The following is a 23,974-nucleotide window of genomic DNA, read 5'->3' on the forward strand; positions in this document are numbered from 1 at the left end:
TAATGGAGGGTAAGCCACCTCTGGAGATATCGGCATGCCATGCCATCCCCTAGCCAAAAGCGTCATCGGTGCTCGTGCACGACGCGGGGCAGCGGGAGCGTGCGGGCCCAGAGGAGCACGAGGCTTCACGCTCATCGAAGTCATGATGGTGGTCGCGATCATCGGGATTCTGGCGGCGGTAGCAGTGCCATCCTATCTCGGGTACGTGGAGCGCAGCTGGCGTTCTCATGCTCAGCAGGCGCTGGGCCAGCAGGCCAGGCAGTTGCATGGCTTCTATGGCCACGATTTCTCCGAGGCGCCGGTGCTGGAGGGTGAGTTGCCAGCCGATGGCGTCAGCAGTATCGAGGATGCCGGCGGCAATCTGCGCTACCTGATCTCCTATCGCAGCCTCACGCCGAGCACCTTCGTGTTGCAGGCCACTCCGCAGGGGGCACAGCTCAACGATGACTGCGGCATTCTGTGGATGGATGAGGTCATGAATACCGGCGCGGAAGGAGGGGGGCGGTGTTGGTGAAGTCTGCGAGACCATCCTCTCGACATCGGGTCGGGAGAGAACTGCCTTTCGCGTTGCATGAGAGGCCACGAGAGGCCGGGGAGCCTGACATCATGCGTCATTCACGCGGTTTCACGCTGATCGAGCTGGTGGTGACGGTGGCGATCATCGCCATCATCGCTGCCTGGGCGGTGCCTGCCTGGCAAGGGATGGTACAGCGCTCTCAGGTGGAGTCCGACGTGCGCGCCCTGACGCATGCCCTGGCGATGGCACGCAGTGCCGCGACCAGTCGCGGCACCATGGTCAGCGTCTGTCCCTATGCTCCGAGCGTTGCCACGCCGAATCCCACTGTCTGTGATGCGGACTGGTCGAATGGCTGGGTGGTGTATGAAGGCAGTGGGGCCAATTTCACGGCAGGGGATCGCATGTGGGTTCATCAGGGCAGCAACTCGGTGGCGCAATCCGGCGGTGCCAGTCGTATCACCTTCAATGATCGCGGCACACTCAACAGCGGCAACAGCACGCTGGTGTTCTGCGCAGCATCGGATTCCACTTCCGTGGTGGTGGCGCCTTCAGGGCGCGTGAGACTCGAGACGGGAGGTGATTGCTCATGACAAGGCGTAACCCTCCGAAGATCGCGACGGCGTATTGTCAGCGTGGCGTCGGTCTGATCGAGGCGCTGGTGGCCGTGCTGCTGCTTGGTGTCTCCTTGCTGGGGTTGGGGCTGCTGCAGGTGCAGACGTTGCAGCACCAGCGCGTCAGTTACAGCAATACGGTGGCACAGCTGCTGTCATTGGACATGGCCGAGCGCATTCGGGCCAATCTCGAAGCCATTGCGCAATACGATGGTGCCGATACGCAGGACCCACCGGACAATGGATGCTCGTCAGACTGCACGCCCGCTCAGTTGGCCAATCAGGATGTGATCGACTGGCGAACGGCCATTCAGGGTTCCACTCTGACCAGCGGTGTCGGCAACGTGACGGTAGACGAGCGCCTGGTCGGCGGTGCCGGTATCGGGGTGCATGACGTCAGTGTCCAGGTGCAATGGAGCGATACGCTCAATGGTGGAATGGATATCCAGGCATATCGCTTCGAGGTGGAGCCATGAATCCGCGTGTCTCTATCGCTGGCAAGAAGTTCTCTCGCTCTCCAGCCTCTCGCGCGCATCAGGCGGGGGTTGGCCTGGTCGAACTGATGATCAGTCTGGTGCTGGGGCTTCTCATCACGGCGATGGCGGTGCAGATGTTCTCGACGTCACGCAGTACCGTGAGTACCCAGGAAGCCCTGTCCTATCTTCAGGAGTCGGCGCGTTATGCCTCGTTCCGGCTTCAGCCCCTCATGCGCAATGTGGGCTACGCGGGGTGTGCCAACAGTCGTGATATCACCAATGCCAGTTCAGTGGATGACTCCCACGATCTCACGGCGCCCTTCGGTGGGCAGCAGCGTACCCAGCGTAGCCTCAGCTATTTCAATCTGACGTTCGTCGCCGCCAGCAAGGATGGCGATGAGACCACGCTCATCAGCAGCATGACCTCACTGGGCGGACCACTGAGCGTGCGCAATGGCAGTGAAGCGGCCTTCGTGACCGACGAGTTCGCGCTGGTCAGTGATTGCAACAGCACCGATGTCTTCAAGGTGTCGGGGACGACCCAGGGCAGTATCGAGACCAACGATACCCTGTCGCGTTCCTATGGCAGTTCACAGTCATCGAACGCCTATCTGTATCCGGTGCAGGCCTGGGAGCTCCGGCTGGATGATCAGGCCAATGACAGCTCGGTGCGTGCGCTGTATCTCGATCGCATCGATGCCACCTTTGCGCGCGAAGAGCTGGCCTCTGGCGTCGAGGGCTTCGATGTCAGCTTCAGTCTGGACACCACCGGCAACGGCAGTGTCGATCGGGTCAAGGTGCCTGCCGCCACGGTTCGCAGCGAAGACCGTTGGGATGAGGTGCGTCGCATCGAGATCGCCCTGACACTCGAGAGCCTGCCAGGCGTGGTGCCGGGCGGAGATAACGATGGCCGTCTGACACGCACCTTCAATCTCACGTTCACGCCGCGCAATCTGCAACTGAGGGGCAGCTGATGCATACATCGCCGTCAACATCCGGGCCCTGTGCGGCAACGAGGGGGCCCGCGCATCAGCAAGGCATCGCGCTGCTGATCGTGCTGGTCATGCTGGTGGTGATCGGTCTGCTGGCCGTCACCGGCGTGGAGGACAGTCAGTTGCAGACTCGGATGGCCGTCAACAGCCGCAACTTCGAGCAGTCCTATTACAACGCCGAGACCAGCCTCAGCATCGGTGAGCGGGCGTTGCAGGAGGGTCTGGAGAATGGCGCCTGGGAACTGGGCGATTTCGATGACTCGGCTGGGCTGATGCTGGCACTCCCTGAGGATGCGCCGCCGATCAACCCGCTCTCTGAAGCGGATTGGCAGGCCAATGGCATCGATACGCTGGATGATGATAACGGCGCGGTGATCGGGGCGTACGTGATCGAGTATCTGGGCAAGGTCGGTCAGCCCCCACTGAATACCAGCAACGAATTGAATGCGGTCGGTACGCGCCTGGATGCCTTCCGCGTCAGTGCAATGGGCCTGGGAGGCGGCAATGGTGCCTCCTGGACAGTGGTGCAAAGCGAGTTGGAACTGGGCCCTTACTTCTGAGAGGAGCATGAACATGCGTTATCTGCTGAGTGGTGCCCTATGCCTTTTCGCTCTGCCTTGCCTGGCGGCTCCCGGGGAAATCGCTCGTGCGCCAGTGACGGAAGCCACCGGTGTTCAGCCCAATATCCTGTTCATCCTTGATGATTCGGGCAGCATGGCCTGGGAGGATACGCTCAATCAGGGCGTCGAATACTGGGGCTATCAGCCCGCCTCGTCGGTGCTTGGAGACTCCGGAGTCTACTCGATCAGCAACTTTGGGACTGTCAGTCATCAATCCCAGACCAGCGTTGCCCGCGCCATTGGCTCGTGCAATGGCTTCAATGTCCTGGCCTACAATCCGGCGCTCACCTATGCCCCTTGGGCGGGCAAGGATCGCTTTGGAGCGGATTACCTCGACGCGACGCTCCTGACGGCGCGCGCGGATCCCTATGAGCCGACGACAACCGTCAATCTTACCGGGGTCTATTACATGCCCTGGACGGACAATGACGGTGACGGCGAGTATGACTTCGAGGAGTGCGGGCTCTATCGAAGTGGCAATGGTCTTTATGTGGATACCACGCGTCAGACCTACATCAACCAGCAGTCCGCCGCGCAGAAGACCAACTTCGCCAACTGGTTCACCTATTACCGCGACCGCATGTCCGTTGCCAAGTCGGCCATGGCAGGCGTCATCGATACCAACGAGTCTCGGGTAGGCCTGCGTACCATCCAGGGGCGCAACAACCGCAACGTCGCGGACATGACCGATGCCGATGAACGTGACGACCTGATGGAAGAGCTGTTCACCGCTTATCCCTCCGGCGGGACTCCACTGCGCACGGCCTTGAAGAATGCCGGCGAATACTTCGCCAGTACCGGGAACAATGCGCCCATCCTGAGTGCGGATGAAGGCGGCATGTGTCAGCAGAATTACGCGATCATGATGACTGATGGCTATTGGAATGGCTCAAGTCCCAGTGTCGGCAATGTCGATGGTGGCAGCGGTGATTACATCAGTGCCAGTCACCGTGACAGTTACTCCAATACCTTGGGTGACGTGGCGATGTATTACTATCGCACCGACCTGCGCACTGATCTGATCAATAGCGTTCCCACCGTGCCGGATGTGGATGAAAATCCGTCCCAGCACATGGTCACCTACACTGTCGGCTTCGGGGTGGATGGTTCCCTGACCGAGAATCCATCCGGTATCGATACCTCCTTCACCTGGCCTCAGCCGGTGTCCAATACCAATACCACCATTGATGATCTTCGCCATGCCGCCTGGAATGGACGCGGCGAGTATCTGAGTGCTGCCAACCCCCAGGCCCTGATCGATGCATTGAACAATATCGCCCAGTCAATCGCGGGGCGTGCTGCCAGCACCGGCAGTCTGGATATCAGCAGTGGTAGCCAGACCAGTGATGCCTATGTCATCCAGACGACCTATGACCCGGCCAACTGGGCGGGGGATGTGGTCGCACGCAAGATCGGCAGCGATGGCACCTTGAGCAGCACATCCGAGTGGTCCGTCGCGGAGTGGTTGCGTGACGATGCCGGTCGCAGCAGCAGTCGCAAGGTGATCACCTATAATCCGGGGATTTCGGACGTCGACGAGAAGGCCTTCTTCTTTGATATCGAGGAGGCCGGCTCATTGGAGGCGGAACAGATTCTCGACCTCGTCGGTTTCCTGGACGAGACGCTGTTGACCGATGCCGTGCTGATCTCCGTGCGTGAAGCTGCAAACGGGGTCTCCGGGACTCTCGGCAACGGTCTGGGGCTCGGCCTGGGGAATGGCAATGGTCTGGCCAATGCCCTGGGGTTGACCGGCGGGCAGAGCGGCGTGCTGGAGCTGGTCGGTGATACCGTGACGCAGCTGACGGGGCAGATTCTGGATACGAGCGGGACCTTCCTCACGCTCAATGGGACACCGCTTGCCGTGAGAACGTCGGAGCTCGAGAATCTGATCGGCTATCTCAAGGGCGATGATACCTATGAAGGTACCTTGTTCCGTGATCGTGACGACAACTATCTCGGTGATATCGTCCACGCCTCGCCGGCCATCGTCGGCCCGCCTTCCGCCAGCTACCGCAATGACATGGAAGTGTCTTCGTACCGCTCCTTCAAGACCTTGCATGAAGATCGCCAGTCGATGATCTACATCGGTGCCAACGATGGCATGTTGCATGCCATCGACATGGAAAGCGGGGAAGAGAAATTCGCCTACATGCCATATGCCGCTTTCAGCATCGAGGGTGGGCGTGGCATTCGTCAGCTCGCCGACCAGAATTATGTTCACCAGTATTACGTCGATGCCACGCCTGTCGCGCGCGATGTCCACGTACAACTGGGAGAGGAAGACGCTCCCAGCTGGCATTCGGTCCTGGTGGGGGGGCTTGGCGCGGGTGGCAAGGCGGTCTACATGCTGGATATCACGGATCCCGAAGCCTTCGACACGCTGGGGGAGTCCAATGGCACCTCGCCGGCGGATATCGTGCAGTGGGAATTCACCCACGAGGATCTCGGTTACACCTTCAGCGACATTCAGGTTGCTCGACTTGATGATGGCAAGTGGTACGCCATCTTCGGCAATGGCTACAACGCGGATAGTGACGGGCGTGCCAAACTGTTCATCGTGGATCTGGAGGACCCGGAAAACTTCGCGCTGCTGGATTCACAGCAGGGCAGCAATGCCGGGGGGTCCTGCACGTCAGCCAACAGCGACTGCAATGGCATGTCGAGCCCGGAGCTGGCGGACATCGATGCCGATGGCATTACCGATTGGGTCTACGCGGGTGATCTTCACGGCAATGTCTGGGTGTTCGACATGCGTGATTTCTCGTTGGATGACGTGGGGAGCGGCGAGACGTCGCGCCTCTTCCAGTCATGTGCGGTGGCTCTGAACAGCACGACATCGACCTGTCCGACGGCTTCGCGCCAGCCCATCACCTCGCGAGTGGCCGTGGCACGCAGCGGTGTCTTCAACAGTACCGTCGATACGCCGTACCTGAATGTCTATTGGGGGACGGGGCAACTGTTGACACTGCAGGATGCCATCGACACCTCGACGCAGTCTTTCTATAGCGTATTGCACACGGGCGACACGACGCGTCGTTATCACGGACAGCTGGAAAAGCAGAGCTTCACGAACATCACCGGGGTCAGTGATGCACGTACCGTCACCGGTGTGGGTGTCGATTATGCCAATCAGAACAACAATGGCATCCAGTACGGGTGGTATGTGGAGCTTTCCGATTCCGGGGAGCGTCTGGTGACGATTCCGGCAGTACGTGGCGATCTGATCGTCTTCAATACCACGATCCCGGGCAGCAATGGCCCCTGTACCGGTGGTGCCAGCGGCTGGTTGAATGCCCTCAGCCTGCGCAATGGCCTGCAACCGGTCCGCAGCAACAACAGTGTCCAGCAGGTCTTTGACTACAATGGCGACGGCAAGGTGGATGCCAGCGACAACGTCAACAATCAGGTCGTGCTGTCGATAAAGACGGACGGGGAGCCCACCTCGCCCAAGTTCCTGGGAGATACCCAGTACGTCGGACAGGGCGGTACCAATCAGGTGGTCGAGATGGCCATGGACTTCGGGATCGATGGACTGGAAGGCCGTAGTGCCTGGTACCAGCTGCGCTAGGAGAGGGAACATGCAGACATCACGACACAAGTGGCAGCGGAGCGGCGGCGCATGGATACTGGCAGCCTGTGCACTCCTCACGGGGTGGGGCGGGACGGCCATGGCGGCAGATACCTTGATTCAGCTGGACATGGAGCAGACCGTCACAGGCGTGATTGACCAGGTGGAGGGGGACCAGCTGCAGCTCAACGACATGGGGTTCGTGATCCTGCCCTCCACGCGCGTCCTCAATCGCAATGGGCGAGAACTTCAGGCATTCCACCTCAATCCGGGGCAGGAGGTCGAGGTACGCTTCGATCCGCGCGGCGAGCCAAGACCGGTGATCGATATCACGCTGCTTCGCAGGGGGCGTTGATGATCAGACGAACTGGCGGTTCTCGATCACAAGGTGGTTTCGGCTTGATGGAGCTGATGATTGCCGTGGCCATCATCGGAATCCTGGCCGCTATCGCCTATCCCAGCTATCAGGATCAGGTGGAGCGCTCACGCCGCACGGATGCCATCACGTCCCTGCTGGCGCTTGCCCAGACCCAGGAGCGCATCATGGCCACCTGCGGAGAATATGCGACCGCCAGTGTGACTACCACCACGGACTGTGATGATGCTCTGGGGCTCGGCGGAGACGGGATCGGGCTTGGACAGGCTGATACGGCCAGCGAGGAGGGCTTCTATACACTGGCCGTCGCGGGGGACGCCGACAGCTATACGCTGACGGCCACTGCCACGGGCAGTCAGGCCAATGATGAGGACTGTGCCACTTTCACGTTGACGGAGCTGGGTATCAAGGGAGCTGCGGTATTGGCAGATTCAGAAGGCACCGACAGTAGCAATTGCTGGTAACGCAGCACACCCTGCCACCCGTTTGCAGCAGACACGAGCCCCGATTCTTTTGGATCGGGGCTTTTCGTTGTCCAGAAACTCGCGCCACCAAAGATGAAACAATGATGAATATGAGTAATTTGTGGGATGTCAGGTAATTCTATGTAACATAATAATTCCATTATGTGGCTGGTTGACGTTACATTGCCCCATTTCACATCGCGAAGGGCACCTTCGCCTGCGTGTTTCTCAGGGATATGACGATGTCAGTTTTTCATGCGCTTCGACGCACACGTCAGCAGGAGGGGCAGCAAGGATTCACGTTGATCGAGCTGATGATCACGTTGGCAGTGCTGGTCATCACGATCACGATCGCCGTCCCCGCCTGGCAGGGAGTGGTCGCGCGCAATGCCGTGACCAGTACCGCCGAGACACTCATTGCCTCGGTCAACTACGCGCGCAGCGAGGCGGTGGCCAGTGGTGGCAGCATCACGCTCTGTCCGCTGAATGCCGCGGGTGATGCCTGCATGAATTCGACCCGCTGGAGCAATGGCTGGGCGGTCGTGCAGGGCACTCAGGCGGATGCTCGGGTATCGCTGGGCGATGATCTGTTGCGTCTGTTCGATGCCGCCATCACCGTGCAGGCAGATGTCGCCGGCGTGACCTTTGATGACCAGGGCGCGACACCGGACTCCACCTGGCTGTTGATCTGTGACCAGTCGGGTGGTCAGGGCCATCGCCAGCTTGAATTGACCCCCATTGGACGAGTACTGACGGAGACATATGGCAGCGATGACCAGAGTTGCTGAGGTGGGCTCGCATCCCGCGAGAGAGGGGCAACAAGGTACCAGTCTGCTGGAGGCTCTGATCGCCCTGTTGCTGATGGGGCTGACGTTGCTGGGTTTCGGACTCATGCAAATGGAGAGCCTGCAGGCCAACAACGAGAGTTATGCGCGTACCGAAGCTCGCATCCTGTTGATCAGCATGGCGGAGCGTATCCAGGCCAACCCTGACGGCGTGGATGACTACGCTGGTCTCGACACCGAGAGCGCGGGCAATCCCGGCAATTGTCCCTGCAGTGTTGCTGAGCTGGCGGCACGCGATGTAGCGGTGTGGGCGTACAGGCTAGAGGACAGTGGACTGAACGCGCCGGTCGGGGCCATCGCCAGCAGCGGGAGTGATCTTCTGACACTGACTCTCGGTTGGAGCGGTGCCGCGCCGCTGGGTCAGAACGCAGACAGCATGGACGCCGATGCTCAGGCGTTGAGCGAGACCCTACAGATACGAGTGGTGCCCTGATGTCATTGAAAGTCTCTCTTTCGCGGCGAGCCTGCGCGTCGCGCTCGCCCAGGGCGCCTCGCTCGATGCCTTCACGGCGTGCCCAGCAGGGCGTCGGCTTGGTCGAATTGATGTTGGCGCTGGTGCTGGGGTTGTTCATTTCCGCCATGGCGCTGGAGTACTTTCTCGCCTCGCGCTCAACCCTCAACACGACGTCTGCCGTGTCCTACCTGCAGGAGTCTGCGCGCCATGTCACGCGTCGCTTGCAGCCATTGGTGCGCAATGCCGGTTTTTCCGGCTGTGCGTCGGTGAGCAGTGTCAGTGATGGCACCGGCAGCCACGCGCTGTCCGATGCTCCCTTGACGGCCGAGTCCGACACGGTGGCGGGGGTCACCTACGACCGCCTGGCCCTGCAGGTACCCGCACTGGGAGCGCAGCGTGGCTGGCAGCTCGGGTCGAGTGTCGCTCAGGGGGATACGTCGTTGGTACTTGAAGATTACGCCGCCGATACGCTGGAGGCGGATAGCGTCGTGCTGATCAGTGACTGCGAGAGTGGTGATATCGCTCGCCTGGCGGGCGATGGCAGCAATTCACTGGATCTGTCGAGTGCTGTGGAACATGGCTACGGCGGTGCCCAGCAGACCCAGGCATATGTCTACCCGTTGCAGCGTTGGTATCTGCTGCTGTCGCAGACCGATGACGATTCTCCCGTCCGTCTGTGCCTGAACGGAGAAGATGTCGATGGTGACCCGACCGCAGGCTGTGATGAAGAAGTGGCGCGATACGTCGAAGCGCTGGATCTGTCCTTCGATACGGCCTCGGGCAGTGGCAGTGCGAGTCGTTTCGCAGTAGAGCGCAGCGCGGCGGAAGTGGAAGCCGCAAATGACTGGGGTAGCGTCAGACGTATCCACATCAGCCTGACCCTCAAGACGCCACCGACGATCAACGTCGAGGGTGAGGATGATGGTGAATTGGAACGTACCTTCGACATTACCCTGAGCCCGAGGAATATCGGTCTATGAATCAGATGAACGCCCCCCGGCATCCTCGTCAGCAGGGGATGGCATTGCTGGTCGTGTTGATCATGCTGATCGTGGTCGGCGTGATGGCAGTGACGGGCAATGAGGATACCCAGTTGCAGACCCGCATGCTGATGAATACCCAGTTCTACGACAACGCCTATGCCGAGGCCGAGAGCCTTCAGCAGCAGGCCGAAAGTCGTCTGCTCGAGGGCGAGCTGACGCTGGATGACTTCGGCGAGGATGGTTTCTATGACCTGACGGCGGGAGAAAGTCTGGACTTCGATCCTCTGCAGGCAGACGCCTGGGATGGCGAGGGCATCCTGAGTGGCAATGCGGCTGCCAATGGTAACTATGTCATTGAATATCTTGGGGAAACGACAGAAGGCGTTCTGAATGACGACAACCTGAGCAGCAGCCAGTTGTTGAATGCCTTCCGCATCACGGCCGCCGGTTGGAGTCTTGAGAGCGCGGGAGACCTTGAGAGCAGAAAGCGTGCACTGGCAGTGGTGCAAAGCGAAATCATGATGGCCGATTGAAGGGAATCTATCGATGAAATCGAAGCATTCACCCCGCCCCAGCGGCTTGCGTCGTATTCGCCTGCCGGTCTTGCTCTCAAGCGGACTGCTGGTGGTCACCTTGCCCGTACTGGCAGACAGCGACACGCTACTTCAGTTGCCCACTACCCAGAGCGTCGGCGTCACCCCCAATGTCCTGCTGGTATTGGATGATTCGGGCTCGATGTCATTCGAGGATACCTTCGAGGGTGGTGAATACGAACAGGGTTATAATCTGATTTATACTTGGTACTATAAGTCCTATTACTGCCAAGTTTCCGGGTGCTCGATTGTGTTCAGACCTCGCACCAATTTATCCAACAAGTTTTTTTGTTCATCACAGAATACTCAGGCATATGACCCAGATCAAACCTATCTACCTTGGAAAAAAGGTGATGGTGATGAACGCTATGATAATATGGATCCTACTGCGGCATGGATAGACTTTAGTGCGGGGGATAGCAAAAACAATAAAGTCGATCTTACGGACTCTAGTCTGAATTATCGTTATTACACTGGAAGCGACTGTAGTATCAAGAGGTCTGTCTCTGACTTGACGTCTGCGCAGAAGGTTAATTATGCCAACTGGTTTACTTACTACAGGAGTCGTTTGAGTGTTGGTAAGGCTGCTGGTTTGGAGCTACTTTCAGGCATTGAGTATCGCACAGGTTTCATTACGATAAATCCTGGTGCTAGTACTTCGAGAAAAGTTGAAGTTGATAATATTTTTGACTCGATTATCCAATACGTAACCAATGTTTTGGGGGCAGTGGTTGAGCTGGTGACGAATAGCGATAGCGGCAACAAACATCTTGAAGAGATCAGAGATGCTATTGTCGAGTCGGAAATAATTCCAAGTACGGTCAATGGTTATAATACTTATCGTGGTACGCCTCTCCGTGAGGCACTGTATCGTGCTGGAGAATATTATAGCGATAATTATCCATCTCTAGGAGCTACGCCGATACTCTCAGAAGATGAAGGCGGCATGTGTCAGCAGAATTTCACTGTTCTCATAACCGATGGTTTCTGGAATTCCGAGGACTCCTCAGACTCCAATGCGATTGAAAGAGATATTCGTGATGCCAACGGTGATGGTCGCACTTGGCAACAAAGTAATGGCCGATCTGGTGGCGATGCCACCTTGGCGGATGTCGCTTATTATTATGCACATAATGATCTCCTGCCGAAGCTTGGAAGCGGGACCTATGAAAAGCAGGTGATGACGACCTATACGGTGGCGTTCGGGGTCGAGTCGACTAGTAACGACTGGGATGACAAGGATCGCGTTACGGAGAGCAGCTCCAGTACCATCGATGACCTGGAACAGGCCGCCATCGATGGCGGCGGCTCCTACTTCAATGCCTCCAGCCCGACGGATCTTGTCTCGGCGCTGGCGGCGATCGCCTCCGAGATCGTTGCGGTAGGCAACAGTGTCAGCGGCCTTTCTACCAATCTGACGACGGCCAGTGTCGAGACGGACAGTCGACTGGTCGAGAGCCGCTATTCCGCCTCGACCTGGACGGGAGATGTAGTGGCCTCCTCGGTACAGGAGGGCAAGGATGTCGAGGATGACGACCAGCTCTGGAGTGCTGCCACCCAGCTGAGTGAGGCATTGGCAGAGAAGGATGGCCTCGAGTCACGTACGGTCTTCACCATGTCCGGGGGGAACGGCGTCGAGTTCACGACCGACAACGCGGGCCGGCTGAGCTCGAGCCAGCGCAACGATCTCGCGCGCATGGAAGTCGGTGGCAACTCTACCGATGACCATGTGAAGGCAGCGATCGAGTGGTTGCGGGGCAGTGATGAATATGAGGGCGATGGTCTGCGCAATCGCACTGGCGTGCAGCTGGGCGACATCATCGGCTCATCGCCAGTCGTCGTGACACGTGAGGACTCGACGACACAGGGCAGTGTCTTCGTCGGGGCCAACGACGGCATGCTGCACGCCTTCGACCTCAATACCGGTAGCGAGCAGTTCGCCTACATTCCGGAGCTGCTCTATAGCGAAGAGGACGACGCAGGGCTGGGCTATCTGACCGACCCGGGCTATCAGCATCGCTATTATGTCGATGGTGAAGTGCGTATCGCCAGTCTGGATGGCGAGGAGTGGCTGGTATCCGGTCTGGCGGGCGGTGGACGCGGCCTGTTCGTGCTAAATGTCACCAAGGCCGTGGCGGGTGAAGACTTCGATGAAGATGATGTAGTGCGCTGGGAATTCGGCTCAAGCGACGATGATGACATGGGGCATGTCTTCGGCAGTGCGCATATCGTATCACTGAACAATGGTGACAGTGCGGTGCTGGTCGGCAATGGCCTGGAAACCGCCGATGAGAACGCCGCGCCGACGTTGTTCGCGCTGGAGCTCGATGGAGTCAATGCCGGTGGCGTGATCGCCAAGTTGTCCCCCAGTGGGGTGACCGGCGGCCTGGCCAATCTGCAGGTTGCTGATATCGACAGCAATGGCACCGTCGATTTTGCCTATGGAGGGGATCTTCAGGGGCGGTTGTGGAAGTTCGATCTCAGTGATGATGACAGCAGCAAGTGGAGTGTCACGCGGCTGTTCACGGCCTGTGCTACCAGCCTGACTGGCGGGGAGTGCCAGACGGATGCGCTGCAACCGATCACGGTCAAACCGACGCTGAGTCGCTACTCCGGAGGCACGCAGACCATGTCTTCGCCCAATCTGCTGGTGTCCTTCGGAACAGGGCAGGACATGTACGCTGATGCCGAGGACGAGGCCTGGGTCACCCAGAGCCTCTACACCGTGCTGGATGCCGGTGGCAGTCACACCAGCTTGATGCGCAGCAACCTCGAGGAGCGGACTTTCGTCAGTGGCAGCTACACCAACGGGGAGCTGACTGGACGGACTCTCGGTGGCGACAGCTTCAGCTATTACCCCAGCCAGCTGGAAGATCAGGACAGCGATCGCTTCGGCTGGTATCTGGATCTGGATGCCTCCGAGCAGGAAGAGCTGGTCGAGCCGGCCAACCTGCTCTCCAACCTGGTGGTCTTCTCTACCAGCACCTCCAGCACGGGGACCAACTTCTGTGAAAGCACCGGGGGCGGCTGGCTGGTCGCGCTGGATACCGAGACAGGGTTGCCGACCTACGACGACAGCGAAGGCAGCTATGTGACCATCTTCGATTTCAATCAGGATGAAGCCTTCAGCGCCGATGATCTGGTCGGCACCATCATCGACAACACCGTCGCCGTCGGCAATGTGGTCGTCAGCGTGAAACTGAGCGGTACGCCGACGTCCAGCGTCAGTGTCGGCAATACGGTCTATGTGGGTAGCAGCTCATTGGGAACGGTAGAAGGCACCGTCTCATCCTACGACCTGAACGTGTCCAGCTCGACGGATACCGGTCGTGTTTCCTGGTATCAACTGCGCTGATCGCATTGCATCTGTGATGCATGCCCCCGACGCCGTCACGCTCTCTCAGAGTGTGGCGGCGCCTTCACTTCCCAGCAGTACCTTCAAGCCCCCCTTTCAAGGAAGATCTTCATGGCCAGCTTTCTCTCTCTAGGCGCTAGCCTGTCCCGCAGTGCCCTGTCTCGCAGTGCTCTGTCTCGCAATGCGCTGTCTCACCGCAGGTACGCCCGCGGTTTCACGTTGACGGAAATCATGATCGTGGTCGTCATCGTCGGCATCCTCGCGGCGATCGCCTACCCGAGCTATCAGGATCAGGTAATCCGCTCACGTCGTGCCGATGGGCAGGCGGCACTGATGTCATTGGCACAGGCTCAGGAGCGCTACATGGCGCGTTGCGGTGGCTACGCGACCAGCATCGCCGGTGACAGCGATTGTGACGAGGAGGGACTGGGGCGCGCCACCGAGTCGCCGGAAGGCTATTACGCCCTGAGCTTGGAGGATGGCGCCACGACGACCCGCTTCACGCTGATCGCGACTGCGGTGGCGCCTCAGAGCGCCGATAGCGATTGCCCTGCGCTGACCCTCACCAATACCGGCATCCGCGACACGACCGGCGATGGCGATTGCTGGTAGCAGTGGCGAGAGCGGCCACGGCGCGATGCTGGATTGGGCGCGGCTCGCTTGCACCGCCTTGCGGGCGGCGTATTCTGGAAGCCTTTCCCGGTCTTGAGGCAGGAGCGAACAGGCGTGAATGACTTTGTGGTGGTAGGCGGTGGCGTGATCGGCATGCTGACTGCGCTGGAACTGGCGGATGGCGGCGCCGAGGTCACGCTGGTCGAGCGGGGCCAGTGTGGGCGCGAGGCATCCTGGGCGGGCGGCGGTATCGTCTCGCCGTTGTATCCGTGGCGTTATAGTGCGCCGATCTCACGCCTGTCTGCCTGGTCGGAAGGTTTCTACCCCACGTTGGCCGAGCGCCTGATCGAGACCACCGGCATCGACCCCGAATATCGCCAGCAGGGTCTGCTGTACCTGAATGTCGAGGATGCCGAGCAGGCACTGGCGTGGTCCGAGGAATACACCAAGCCGCTGACGCGCGTGGAGGCTGACTTTCTTTACGACAAGGCACCGGCCGTCGCGCCCGGTTGCGAATCGGCGCTGTGGATGCCGACGCTGGGCAGCATCCGCAATCCGCGCCTGGGCAAGTCACTGCGCGCCGCTCTCGATGCCCACCCGCGCGTACGTCTGCTCGAGAATGTCGCGGTGCAGGGCATTCTGCTGCAGGACGACACCGCCATCGGCGTGCAGACCGCCAATTCAGTGCTGTCCGCCGGACAGGTCGTGGTCTGTGGGGGCGCCTGGAGTCGCGAGATATTGAGTGAGGCGGGGCTGGCGCTGCCGGTGCGGCCGGTACGCGGCCAGATGGTGCTGTTCAAGGCACCCAAGGGGCTGGTGGAGCGCGTGGTACTCAAGAATGGACGCTACGTGATTCCACGTGCCGATGGGCGCATCGTGGCGGGTTCCACGCTGGAGGAGGTCGGCTTCGACAAGGCGACCACCCTTGAGGCGCGTGAGTCGCTGATCAAGAGCGCCTGCGAGATCATCCCGGCGCTGGCCGAGTGTGAGGTCGAGCATCACTGGGCGGGGCTGCGTCCCGGTTCGCCGACCGGCACGCCGTTCATCGGTGCCGTGCCCGAACGCCGCCACCTGCACGTCAATGCCGGTCACTATCGCAATGGCCTGGTACTGGCGCCGGCCTCGACCCGCCTGCTGGCGGATCAGTTGCTGGGGCGTACGCCGATCATCGACCCCACCCCCTACCAGCCCGAGACCTTGCTGGGCGAGATCGCCACGCTGGAAGCCTCGTCCCAGCCAGACGCGACGCGCTGGGCCTGAGCATCGTCATGGCGTCTTCCCCCTCGAGCCTTCGTCTCGAGGGGGAAGACAGCGCGTTACTTGCGTGGGCCCTCGTCGAGGAAATGCTGCTGGTGCTCCTGACAGCAGAAGTGCAGCGCTTCATGGCGGATGGCGTCATTTTCCGGCAGATGCAGATCGCAGTAGGCGCAGCGCACCATGTTCTGGGCCTCGCGCTCGGCAGGCTGGCCGTCATCGTGGTTGTCCTGGCTCAGCTTCCATTGGCGATACATGCGATAGAGGCGCAGGCCTGCCCAGAACAGGACGACGAATACCAGCAGACGGATGATCAACAGGCTCATTCCTATATGACTCCCAGATGAGGCGGCGCGCGTGGCTTTTTGCCAGCGGCGCGACCTTGCGGGACAATGGCGGCCATCATGAGACTGATGAGCCGGTGCACGGCTCAGCAGTCTGAGCCAGATGTCTGGCCACAGTGTACTGGCCCCTTATCGAACCGCCAATCGAGAGATCCTTACCGCATGCAAGATCTGACTCTGGTGATGGCCCAGCTCGACCCGCTGGTCGGTGATATCCCCGGCAATACCGAGCGTGCCATCGAAGCCGTCCGTGAAGCGAGTCTCGAGCACAAGGCCGACGTCGTCGTGCTGCCCGAGCTGTGTCTGACCGGCTACCCGCCGGAAGACCTGTTGCTGCGCGAATCCATGGAGGCACGACTCGACGAGGCGCGCGCGCGGATGGCCAGCAAGGTCGCGCGCGGCGTGATGGTCATCGTCGGCTACCCCGGCATGCGTGACGGCAAGCGCTACAATCTGGCCGGCGTGCTCAAGGATGGCGAGTGGATCGCCGAGTATGCCAAGCAGGCCTTGCCCAATTATCAGGTCTTCGATGAGCAGCGTTACTTCACGCCGGGCTCCGAGGCCTGCGTGGTGGAATGCCGCGGCGCCCGTCTGGGTATCGTCATCTGTGAAGACCTGTGGGATGGCGCGCCCGTTCGTCAGGCGCGGGATGCCGGCGCGGACATTCTCGTCAGCCTCAATGCCTCGCCCTATCATCTGGAGAAGCCGGCCGAGCGCAATCATCTGTTCGCTCAGCGGGCGGCCGAAGTGAAGTGTCCGCTGGTCTACGTCAATCAGATCGGTGGCCAGGACGAGCTGGTCTTCGATGGTGGCTCCGCCGCCATCGATGCCGAGGGCAATACCTGCGTGCAGGCACCCTGGTGGGATGTCGGCCTGATGCCGGTGCAGTTCCTCAAGGAGGAAGGCGGTAGCTGGGCGCCGCAGAGCGGCGAGATCGCCGAGCTGCTGTCACCGGAAGAGTCGCTCTACTGCGCACTGGTCACTGGCCTGCGTGACTACGTCAACAAGAGCGGCTTCAAGGGCGTGGTGCTGGGTCTCTCTGGTGGCATCGACTCCGGCCTGTCGCTGGCGATTGCCGTCGATGCGCTGGGCGCGGACCGCGTGCATGCGGTGATGATGCCGTACCACTACACCGCGGACATCTCCAGGGAAGACGCTGCCGAGCAGGCGACACTGCTGGGCGTGAATTACGAGGTGATGCCCATCGCCCCGATGGTCGAGGCGTTCACCGAGACATTGGCGGAGAGCTTTGCCGGCAGTGTGCGCGACACCACCGAGGAGAACCTGCAGTCACGCTGTCGTGGCGTGCTGCTGATGGCCATCTCCAACAAGAAGGGCCTGATGGTGCTGACCACTGGCAACAAGAGCGAGATGGCGGTGGGTTACGCCACGCTCTATGGCGACATGGTCGGTGGCTACAATGCGCTCAAGGACGTCTACAAGACCTGGGTATTCCGTCTCGCCAACTGGCGCAACACCATGGGCCCGGCGATTCCGGAGCGTGTCATCACGCGTCCGCCGTCCGCGGAGCTCGCCGAAGACCAGCTCGATAGCGACTCGCTGCCGGACTACGACACCCTGGATGCGATTCTCACCCATTACATCGAGGGTGACATGAGTGCCGAGGCGATCATCCGTGCCGGTTTCGAGGAAGAGGATGTCTATCGTGTGGTGCGTCTCGTCGACCGCTGTGAGTACAAGCGCCGTCAGGCACCGGTTGGCGTGCGTGTCACGCCGCGTGGCTTCGGGCGTGACCGTCGCTACCCGATCGTCAATGGCTGGGCGGCCGGCGACTGAGGCAACTCATGTCCGGTGTCAGGGATTGCGGATTCTTTGCGCAAGCCGCTGAAAGCGCCTGAGTCCGACGATTCTGGCCATGCTGACAGCACGAAAAAAGCCCGTGATCGGTGATCACGGGCTTTTCGATGGTGAGGCGGGAAGCCTGATCGTCAGACGGTCAGGTCATCCGCCTTCACGTAGCGCGGCTCGAAGGTACGGCCATCCAGACGCTTGTTGTCCGGATCATTCTGGATCAGCACCTTGAGCGTCTCGCTGGCGCGGTCGCGCAGACCGAGGCCCAGATAGCCTTCGACCATCACGGCCAGCGCATCGCGAGTGGCAGGAGTGTTAGGGTAGTGCTCGATCACCCACTCGCCACGCTTCACGGCGGCCAGATAGGCCTGCTTGCGCAGATAGAAATCCGCTGTCTGCAGCTCGCCACGCGCGAGTACGTTGCGCAGATAGATGATGCGCTGACGCGAATCTGCGGCGTAGGTGCTGTTGGGGAAGCGGCGCACCAGCTCGCCGAAGTCGACGTAGGCGTCCCGCGTCGCACCGAGATCCCGCTTGGAGATGTCGATCAGGTCCAGCGATTCCAGGCTGAAGCGCCCTGCACTATAGGCTGCCAGTCCACGCATGTAGTAGGCATAATCGACCTGCGGGTGGTCCGGGTGCAGCCGAATGAAGCGGCTGGCCGCCGCGCGTGCGGCTTCCCAGTTGTCCACCTGGTAGTAGGCGTAGATCAGCTCCAGCTGCGACTGTTCGGCATAGCTGCCGAACGGGAAGCGAGTATCCAGTGCTTCAAGTTGTTGCACGGCGGAGTTGAAGCGGCTGGTATCCAGGGAAACCTGAGCCTGACGGTACAGCTCCTGCTCCTGAAGATCCGGTGCCGGCTCGTTGGACGCACAGCCGACCAGCAAGGTGCTGGCCAGGGCGAAGGCAGTCAAGGGAAGGGCGCGCATCGGTTTCCTCATCTCGGGCAATCCATGGCGGGCATGCTAGAATCCGCCGATCCGCACTCACTATAAAGCAAAGGCCCTTTCCTGCGAAACGGCCTCAGAGAGCAATATGGCAGACACCATCAACCGCGAAGAGCGGATCCCGGAGGCGATGATTGGCATGCGCCTTGATCAGGCCTGCGCCGAGATCTTCTCCGACTATTCCCGCGAGCGCCTCAAGCACTGGATCAAGACCGGTGCCTTGACCCTCGACGGTGCCGCTGTCAAACCCCGCGAGAAGGTCTATGGCGGTGAACGTCTGGCCCTGACCGCCGAGCTTGAAGAAGAAGTCAGTCATGGCCCCGAGGACATCGAGCTCGAGATCGTCTTCGAGGATGACGACGTGCTGGTCATCAACAAGGAGCACGGCATGGTCGTGCACCCGGGGGCCGGCAATCCGGATGGCACGCTGCTCAATGCCATCCTGCACCATTGTCCGGGCAATGCCATGCTGCCGCGTGCCGGGATCGTGCATCGTCTCGACAAGGACACCAGTGGCCTGATGGTGGTCGCCAAGTCGCTGACCGCCCAGGCGGACCTGGTCGAGCAGCTGCAGGCGCGTACCGTGTCTCGCGAGTACGATGCCGTCGTGACCGGTGTGCTGACGGCGGGCGGTACCGTGGATGCGCCCATCGGGCGTCACCCCAAGGATCGCAAGCGTCAGGCCGTGACCCATAGCGGCAAGATGGCGATCACGCATTTTCGCGTGGTGGAGCGCTTCCGGGGGCATACCCATATCCGCTGCAAGCTGGAAACCGGGCGTACCCACCAGATCCGTGTGCACATGGCGCACCAGCGCTATCCACTGATCGGGGACCCGGTCTACGGAGGCCGTCTGAAGCTTCCGCCGGGGGCCAGTGACCCGCTCAAGGAGCTGCTGCGTCAGTTCCCGCGTCAGGCGCTGCATGCCCGTCGCCTCGCCTTCATCCACCCGATCTCGGGCAAGGAAGTCGAATTCCGCGCCGAGATGCCGGGTGACATGCTGGTCTTGATCGACTATCTCAAGGAAGACATCGCCCGCTGAGGGGCTCGGTTCGCGTATCCCATCGCGCCAGGAGAGGTTATGCACGACGACAGTCTACGCCCGACCCTGATTCTGCCGGACTGGCCAGCACCCAGTCCGGTGCAGGCCTTCGTGACCACGCGTGAGAGCGGCCCGAGTCAGGGTCCATACGCTGGCTTCAATCCGGCGCGGCATGTCGGGGATGATCCGGCGATGGTCGCGCGGGTGCGTGACCTGCTCGCGGCGGAGGTCGATGATGGTCGTCCGCTGGCGTGGCTGGATCAGGTGCATGGGACTCAGGTGGTGGATGCCTTTGACGTCTGTCACGCCGATGAGCGCCATGAGGCGGTGCCACCACGTGCTGACGCCTGCATCAGTACCGGTACGGGGCAGGCCTGCGTGGTGATGACGGCGGACTGCCTGCCGGTGCTGTTCTGTGATCGTCAGGGGACGCGGGTCGGGGTGGCGCATGCGGGCTGGCGTGGCCTGGTGGAAGGTGTGCTGGAAGCCACTGTCGCTCGTCTTGGAGATGACCCGGGCGAGCTGATGGCCTGGCTGGGCCCGGCGATCTCCAATGCCCAGTTCGAGGTCGGCCCCGAGGTGCGTGACGCCTTTATCGCGGATCTCCCCGAGGCCGACGACGCCTTCGAATCCAGCCCCTATCGGCTGGGCCACTACATGGGCGACCTCTACAAGCTGGCTCGCCTGCGGCTGGAGCGTGCGGGGGTCGGTCATGTCAGTGGCGGACACTTCTGCACCGCCTCGGAATCGCGCTTCTACTCCCATCGCCGTGATGATGGCGTGACGGGGCGAATGGCCACGGTGATCTGGTTACGCTGATAGCATGAAGTGGAGACCTGGCCGCCGCGATGCACCGACGCTCGGCAAGCCGAAAGACAAAAGCGCCCCGTTGACCTGATCACTCAGGTTGGCGGGGCGCTTTTCCGTGTCGAGCGGAAGCCCCTGGCGACATCTTCAGGCGCTGAGGGCCAACCTGCTGCAGGGGAACCTGATCTGGATCATGCTTCGCGGACAACATGCTGCGTTGCCGCAAATCACGCCTTGAAAGCGACCCCCCAGCCCCCCATCTCTAGGGTTAGATACGAAATGTTACAGGCGAAGCTCCTGAGAAGAGGAGTACCGCCATGACTCTCAGGAGAAGGCACCATGCGCATCGACAAACTCACCAGCAAGCTGCAGAACGCGCTTGCGGATGCCCAGTCGCTCGCCGTCGGGCGAGGCCACAATGAAATCCATCCCCAGCACCTGCTGCTGGCCCTGCTGGAGGACCGCGATGGCGGTCTCAAGGCGTTGGTCAACAAGGCGGGCGGTGATGCCACCAGCTTGATGAGCGGGCTCAAGCGTCAACTGGATGACCTGCCCACCGTGTCCCAGTTCGACGGCAATGTCGCGCCTTCCCAAGCGCTCGGCAAGCTTCTGAATCTGGCCGACCGCGAAGCCCAGAAACGCGGCGATCAATACATCGCTTCCGAGCTCGCGCTGCTGGCCGCGCTGGAGCTGGGCGGTGATCTTGGCAAGTTGTTCACCTCCTCGGGCATCAAGAAGCCCGCCCTGACCTCCGCCATCGATGCACTGCGCGGTGGCGAGGCGGTGGGAGATGCCGACGCCGAGAACAATCGCGAGGCACTCAACAAGTACACGATGGACCTCACCCAGCGTGCGCGCGACGGCAAGCTCGACCCGGTGATCGGGCGTGACGAGGAGATTCGTCGCACGATTCAAGTCCTTCAGCGTCGCACCAAGAACAACCCGGTGCTGATCGGTGAGCCCGGTGTCGGCAAGACCGCCATCGTCGAGGGGCTGGCCAGCCGTATCGTCAATGGCGAGGTGCCGGAAGGCCTCAAGAACAAGCGTGTGCTGTCTCTCGACATGGGCTCGCTGCTGGCGGGGGCCAAGTTCCGCGGTGAGTTCGAGGAGCGCCTCAAGTCCGTCCTCAAGGAGCTGTCGCAGGAAGAAGGCCAGGTCATCCTGTTCATCGATGAGCTGCACACCATGGTCGGCGCGGGCAAGGCCGAGGGCGCGATGGATGCCGGCAACATGCTCAAGCCGGCGCTGGCGCGTGGCGAGCTGCACTGTGTCGGTGCCACCACGCTTGACGAGTATCGCCAGTACATCGAGAAGGATGCCGCGCTGGAGCGTCGTTTCCAGAAGGTGCAGGTGGATCAGCCCAGCGAGGAGGACACCATCGCCATCCTGCGTGGCTTGAAGGAACGCTACGAGGTGCACCATGGGGTGGATATCACTGACAGTGCGATCATTGCGGCCGCGCGCCTCTCATCGCGCTACATCACGGACCGTCAGCTGCCGGACAAGGCGATCGACCTGATCGATGAAGCCGCGTCACGCATCCGCATGGAGCTGGACTCCAAGCCGGAAGAGATGGACCGTCTCGACCGCCGTCTGATCCAGCTCAAGATGGAGCGTGAAGCCCTCAAGAAGGAGACCGACGAAGCGGCACTCAAGCGTCTCGGCGCGCTTGAGGACCAGATCGCGGAGCTGGAACGCGAATACGCCGATCTCGATGAGGTCTGGAAGGCCGAGAAGGCCAGTATCCAGGGGGCAGCGCAGTTCAAGTCCGAACTGGAACAGGCGCGCATCGATCTGGAACAGGCGCGGCGTGCCGGCGACCTCAGCCGCATGTCGGAACTGCAGTACGGCGTGATTCCGGGGCTCGAGAAGCAGATCAGCGAAGCCGGCGAAGGCGAGGCGGATACCTCCGCCCACGTGCTGCTGCGCTCCAATGTCACCGAGGAGGAGATTGCCGAGGTCGTCTCGCGCTGGACCGGCATTCCGGTCTCCAAGATGCTCGAAGGCGAGCGCGACAAGCTACTGCGCATGGAAGAGGCGCTGCACGAGAAGGTGATCGGTCAGGACGAGGCGGTGATCGCGGTGGCCAATGCGGTGCGTCGCTCACGCGCCGGGCTGTCGGACCCGAATCGTCCCAATGGCTCCTTCCTGTTCCTCGGCCCGACCGGGGTCGGCAAGACGGAGCTCTGCAAGTCGCTGGCCAGCTTCCTGTTCGATACCGAAGAGGCGATGGTGCGCATCGACATGTCCGAGTTCATGGAGAAGCACTCGGTGGCTCGTCTGATCGGCGCGCCTCCCGGCTATGTCGGCTATGAAGAGGGTGGCTATCTGACCGAGGCCGTGCGTCGCAAGCCGTACTCCGTGCTGTTGCTCGATGAGGTCGAGAAGGCGCATCCGGATGTCTTCAACATCCTGCTGCAGGTATTGGAAGATGGCCGCCTGACCGATGGGCAGGGGCGTACCGTCGACTTCCGCAATACCGTGATCGTGATGACCTCGAATCTGGGGTCCGAGATGATCCAGCGCATGAGCGGTCTCAATGGCGAGCTGGCGGACGAGGAAGACACGCAAGAGAGTGTCGATCGCAAGGCGGCCTTCCAGTACGACGACATGAAGACGGCGGTGATGGAAGTCGTGGGCAATCACTTCCGGCCGGAGCTGATCAACCGCATCGATGAAGTGGTGGTCTTCCACGCGTTGGGGCAGGCGCAGATCGCCTCCATCGCCGGCATTCAGCTCGAGCGGCTCAAGGCGCGGCTGGCCGAACGTGATCTCGGCTTCGAGATCACCGATGCCGCGATGGCCTTGCTGGCCAAGGCAGGTTTCGATCCGGTCTATGGTGCCCGTCCTCTCAAGCGCGCCATCCAGAGCCGCATCGAGAACCCGCTGGCCCAGGCGCTGCTGGGCGGCGACTTCGCGCCCGGAGACGTGATCCGTGTCGGCGAAGAGGGCGGGGAGCTGACCTTCACGCGCTGAATCGCGCGCCCGTGAGTGACGCCCCACCGTGACGGAAGTCTGTCTTCCGCTTGCGGTGGGGCGTTTTCGTGTCTGTCGTCTGGGCGCAAAATGACAACCCGGTGGCAGGGATGCTGAAAATCACGAGGCAGAAAATTGCGAATTAAATGCCATCTGTGAGGTTTTACGCACGCATATGGCCGGATTTTCCGTTATCGGTGTGGCATTTGGCGTAGGCGGCGCACACTGGCGTAAGGTTGAGTTGACAGCCCCTTGCGGCTGTTGGACTCTTGACCATTCCTGATTGCGGGCGTGGCCATTCGGGCGACCCTCGAAGCGCCACGTGA

At 60.9% G+C, this 23,974-nt stretch carries 21 protein-coding genes; 19 read left to right on the plus strand and 2 right to left on the minus strand.

All coding sequences use genetic code 11. The features are described from left to right. Window positions 1-142: 142 nt before the first annotated feature. The 15 genes from HXS65_RS15875 to thiO all read left to right on the plus strand — a co-directional run bounded on the left by HXS65_RS15875 (window position 143) and on the right by thiO (window position 15,726). Window positions 143-514 carry a type IV pilin protein gene (locus HXS65_RS15875; protein WP_127736627.1) on the plus strand — a complete coding sequence of 124 codons (372 nt, stop codon included), beginning with the start codon at window positions 143-145 and terminating at the stop codon, window positions 512-514. A gap of 92 nt (window positions 515-606) precedes the next feature. After that, a complete protein-coding gene (locus HXS65_RS15880; RefSeq protein WP_077373519.1) occupies window positions 607-1,107 on the plus strand; it encodes a GspH/FimT family protein in 501 nt (166 codons plus the stop codon). Next, complete coding sequence (gene pilV / locus HXS65_RS15885; protein WP_176494344.1) at window positions 1,104-1,604, plus strand: type IV pilus modification protein PilV; 501 nt, start codon at window positions 1,104-1,106, stop codon at window positions 1,602-1,604. The genes HXS65_RS15880 and pilV overlap by 4 nt, the downstream gene beginning before the upstream one ends. Next, complete coding sequence (locus HXS65_RS15890; protein WP_176494345.1) at window positions 1,601-2,578, plus strand: PilW family protein; 978 nt, start codon at window positions 1,601-1,603, stop codon at window positions 2,576-2,578. Before pilV ends, HXS65_RS15890 begins: the two co-directional genes overlap by 4 nt. Next, entirely contained in the window at window positions 2,578-3,156 is a 579-nt protein-coding gene (locus HXS65_RS15895; RefSeq protein ID WP_127734342.1) for a hypothetical protein, read from the plus strand. Before HXS65_RS15890 ends, HXS65_RS15895 begins: the two co-directional genes overlap by 1 nt. A gap of 13 nt (window positions 3,157-3,169) precedes the next feature. Then, window positions 3,170-6,784 carry a pilus assembly protein gene (locus HXS65_RS15900; protein WP_176494346.1) on the plus strand — a complete coding sequence of 1,205 codons (3,615 nt, stop codon included), beginning with the start codon at window positions 3,170-3,172 and terminating at the stop codon, window positions 6,782-6,784. 10 nt (window positions 6,785-6,794) lie between these two features. After that, window positions 6,795-7,139: a hypothetical protein gene (locus HXS65_RS15905; protein ID WP_176494347.1), complete on the plus strand. Its 345-nt coding sequence runs from the start codon at window positions 6,795-6,797 to the stop codon at window positions 7,137-7,139. Continuing rightward, complete coding sequence (locus HXS65_RS15910) at window positions 7,139-7,624, plus strand: type IV pilin protein (RefSeq protein WP_176494348.1); 486 nt, start codon at window positions 7,139-7,141, stop codon at window positions 7,622-7,624. The genes HXS65_RS15905 and HXS65_RS15910 overlap by 1 nt, the downstream gene beginning before the upstream one ends. 242 nt (window positions 7,625-7,866) lie before the next feature. Then, on the plus strand, window positions 7,867-8,412 hold the full coding sequence (locus HXS65_RS15915; protein ID WP_176494349.1) for a GspH/FimT family pseudopilin: 546 nt from the start codon (window positions 7,867-7,869) through the stop codon (window positions 8,410-8,412). Beyond that, window positions 8,396-8,902, plus strand: coding sequence for a hypothetical protein (locus HXS65_RS15920; protein WP_176494350.1), 507 nt, complete (start codon window positions 8,396-8,398; stop codon window positions 8,900-8,902). The genes HXS65_RS15915 and HXS65_RS15920 overlap by 17 nt, the downstream gene beginning before the upstream one ends. Window positions 8,903-8,967: 65 nt before the next feature. Then, window positions 8,968-9,903: a PilW family protein gene (locus tag HXS65_RS15925; RefSeq protein ID WP_176494351.1), complete on the plus strand. Its 936-nt coding sequence runs from the start codon at window positions 8,968-8,970 to the stop codon at window positions 9,901-9,903. Continuing rightward, window positions 9,900-10,439, plus strand: coding sequence for a hypothetical protein (locus HXS65_RS15930; protein WP_176494352.1), 540 nt, complete (start codon window positions 9,900-9,902; stop codon window positions 10,437-10,439). The genes HXS65_RS15925 and HXS65_RS15930 overlap by 4 nt, the downstream gene beginning before the upstream one ends. A 1,240-nt stretch (window positions 10,440-11,679) precedes the next feature. Then, the gene (locus HXS65_RS15935; protein ID WP_176494353.1) at window positions 11,680-13,854 is read left to right on the plus strand and encodes a pilus assembly protein; all 2,175 of its coding nucleotides are present in this window, start codon (window positions 11,680-11,682) and stop codon (window positions 13,852-13,854) included. Window positions 13,855-13,965: 111 nt separating this feature from the next. Next, entirely contained in the window at window positions 13,966-14,466 is a 501-nt protein-coding gene (locus HXS65_RS17650) for a type IV pilin protein (protein WP_084207768.1), read from the plus strand. A 114-nt stretch (window positions 14,467-14,580) separates the two neighbouring features. Then, a complete protein-coding gene (thiO, locus tag HXS65_RS15945; protein ID WP_176494354.1) occupies window positions 14,581-15,726 on the plus strand; it encodes a glycine oxidase ThiO in 1,146 nt (381 codons plus the stop codon). Between the two features lie 56 nt (window positions 15,727-15,782). Here the strand turns inward: thiO and HXS65_RS15950 are convergent, their stop codons facing one another. Next, window positions 15,783-16,046: a PP0621 family protein gene (locus HXS65_RS15950; RefSeq protein ID WP_077373474.1), complete on the minus strand. Its 264-nt coding sequence runs from the start codon at window positions 16,044-16,046 to the stop codon at window positions 15,783-15,785. A 180-nt stretch (window positions 16,047-16,226) separates the two neighbouring features. Between HXS65_RS15950 and HXS65_RS15955 the strand changes: the two genes are divergently transcribed. Continuing rightward, a complete protein-coding gene (locus HXS65_RS15955; protein ID WP_176494355.1) occupies window positions 16,227-17,861 on the plus strand; it encodes an NAD+ synthase in 1,635 nt (544 codons plus the stop codon). 152 nt (window positions 17,862-18,013) lie between these two features. Here HXS65_RS15955 and HXS65_RS15960 read toward each other — a convergent pair whose 3' ends face one another. Continuing rightward, window positions 18,014-18,805 carry an outer membrane protein assembly factor BamD gene (locus tag HXS65_RS15960; RefSeq protein WP_103751389.1) on the minus strand — a complete coding sequence of 264 codons (792 nt, stop codon included), beginning with the start codon at window positions 18,803-18,805 and terminating at the stop codon, window positions 18,014-18,016. 106 nt (window positions 18,806-18,911) lie between these two features. On the opposite strand from HXS65_RS15960, the gene rluD reads away from it, so the two are divergent. The 3 genes from rluD (at window position 18,912) to clpB (ending at window position 23,648) form a co-directional block, all read left to right on the plus strand. Continuing rightward, window positions 18,912-19,865, plus strand: coding sequence for a 23S rRNA pseudouridine(1911/1915/1917) synthase RluD (gene rluD, locus HXS65_RS15965; RefSeq protein ID WP_176494356.1), 954 nt, complete (start codon window positions 18,912-18,914; stop codon window positions 19,863-19,865). Window positions 19,866-19,904: 39 nt separating this feature from the next. Further along, a complete protein-coding gene (gene pgeF / locus HXS65_RS15970; RefSeq protein WP_077373486.1) occupies window positions 19,905-20,684 on the plus strand; it encodes a peptidoglycan editing factor PgeF in 780 nt (259 codons plus the stop codon). Window positions 20,685-21,011: 327 nt separating this feature from the next. Continuing rightward, window positions 21,012-23,648, plus strand: coding sequence for an ATP-dependent chaperone ClpB (gene clpB / locus HXS65_RS15975; protein WP_176494357.1), 2,637 nt, complete (start codon window positions 21,012-21,014; stop codon window positions 23,646-23,648). Window positions 23,649-23,974 lie beyond the last annotated feature (326 nt).

The sequence above is a fragment of the Cobetia sp. 5-25-4-2 genome, assembly GCF_013374075.1.
Classification (GTDB): Bacteria; Pseudomonadota; Gammaproteobacteria; order Pseudomonadales; family Halomonadaceae; genus Cobetia; species Cobetia marina.

Bases quoted from the DNA above. Each gene is read 5' to 3' on its own strand.
- HXS65_RS15875 (WP_127736627.1), top strand. From the start codon at position 143: ATGATGGTGGTCGCGATCATCGGGATTCTGGCGGCGGTAGCAGTGCCA.
- HXS65_RS15880 (WP_077373519.1), top strand. From the start codon at position 607: ATGCGTCATTCACGCGGTTTCACGCTGATCGAGCTGGTGGTGACGGTG.
- pilV (WP_176494344.1), top strand. From the start codon at position 1,104: ATGACAAGGCGTAACCCTCCGAAGATCGCGACGGCGTATTGTCAGCGT.
- HXS65_RS15890 (WP_176494345.1), top strand. From the start codon at position 1,601: ATGAATCCGCGTGTCTCTATCGCTGGCAAGAAGTTCTCTCGCTCTCCA.
- HXS65_RS15895 (WP_127734342.1), top strand. From the start codon at position 2,578: ATGCATACATCGCCGTCAACATCCGGGCCCTGTGCGGCAACGAGGGGG.
- HXS65_RS15900 (WP_176494346.1), top strand. From the start codon at position 3,170: ATGCGTTATCTGCTGAGTGGTGCCCTATGCCTTTTCGCTCTGCCTTGC.
- HXS65_RS15905 (WP_176494347.1), top strand. From the start codon at position 6,795: ATGCAGACATCACGACACAAGTGGCAGCGGAGCGGCGGCGCATGGATA.
- HXS65_RS15910 (WP_176494348.1), top strand. From the start codon at position 7,139: ATGATCAGACGAACTGGCGGTTCTCGATCACAAGGTGGTTTCGGCTTG.
- HXS65_RS15915 (WP_176494349.1), top strand. From the start codon at position 7,867: ATGTCAGTTTTTCATGCGCTTCGACGCACACGTCAGCAGGAGGGGCAG.
- HXS65_RS15920 (WP_176494350.1), top strand. From the start codon at position 8,396: ATGACCAGAGTTGCTGAGGTGGGCTCGCATCCCGCGAGAGAGGGGCAA.
- HXS65_RS15925 (WP_176494351.1), top strand. From the start codon at position 8,968: ATGCCTTCACGGCGTGCCCAGCAGGGCGTCGGCTTGGTCGAATTGATG.
- HXS65_RS15930 (WP_176494352.1), top strand. From the start codon at position 9,900: ATGAATCAGATGAACGCCCCCCGGCATCCTCGTCAGCAGGGGATGGCA.
- HXS65_RS15935 (WP_176494353.1), top strand. From the start codon at position 11,680: ATGACGACCTATACGGTGGCGTTCGGGGTCGAGTCGACTAGTAACGAC.
- HXS65_RS17650 (WP_084207768.1), top strand. From the start codon at position 13,966: ATGGCCAGCTTTCTCTCTCTAGGCGCTAGCCTGTCCCGCAGTGCCCTG.
- HXS65_RS15950 (WP_077373474.1), bottom strand. From the start codon at position 16,046: ATGAGCCTGTTGATCATCCGTCTGCTGGTATTCGTCGTCCTGTTCTGG.
- HXS65_RS15955 (WP_176494355.1), top strand. From the start codon at position 16,227: ATGCAAGATCTGACTCTGGTGATGGCCCAGCTCGACCCGCTGGTCGGT.
- HXS65_RS15960 (WP_103751389.1), bottom strand. From the start codon at position 18,805: ATGCGCGCCCTTCCCTTGACTGCCTTCGCCCTGGCCAGCACCTTGCTG.
- rluD (WP_176494356.1), top strand. From the start codon at position 18,912: ATGGCAGACACCATCAACCGCGAAGAGCGGATCCCGGAGGCGATGATT.
- pgeF (WP_077373486.1), top strand. From the start codon at position 19,905: ATGCACGACGACAGTCTACGCCCGACCCTGATTCTGCCGGACTGGCCA.
- clpB (WP_176494357.1), top strand. From the start codon at position 21,012: ATGCGCATCGACAAACTCACCAGCAAGCTGCAGAACGCGCTTGCGGAT.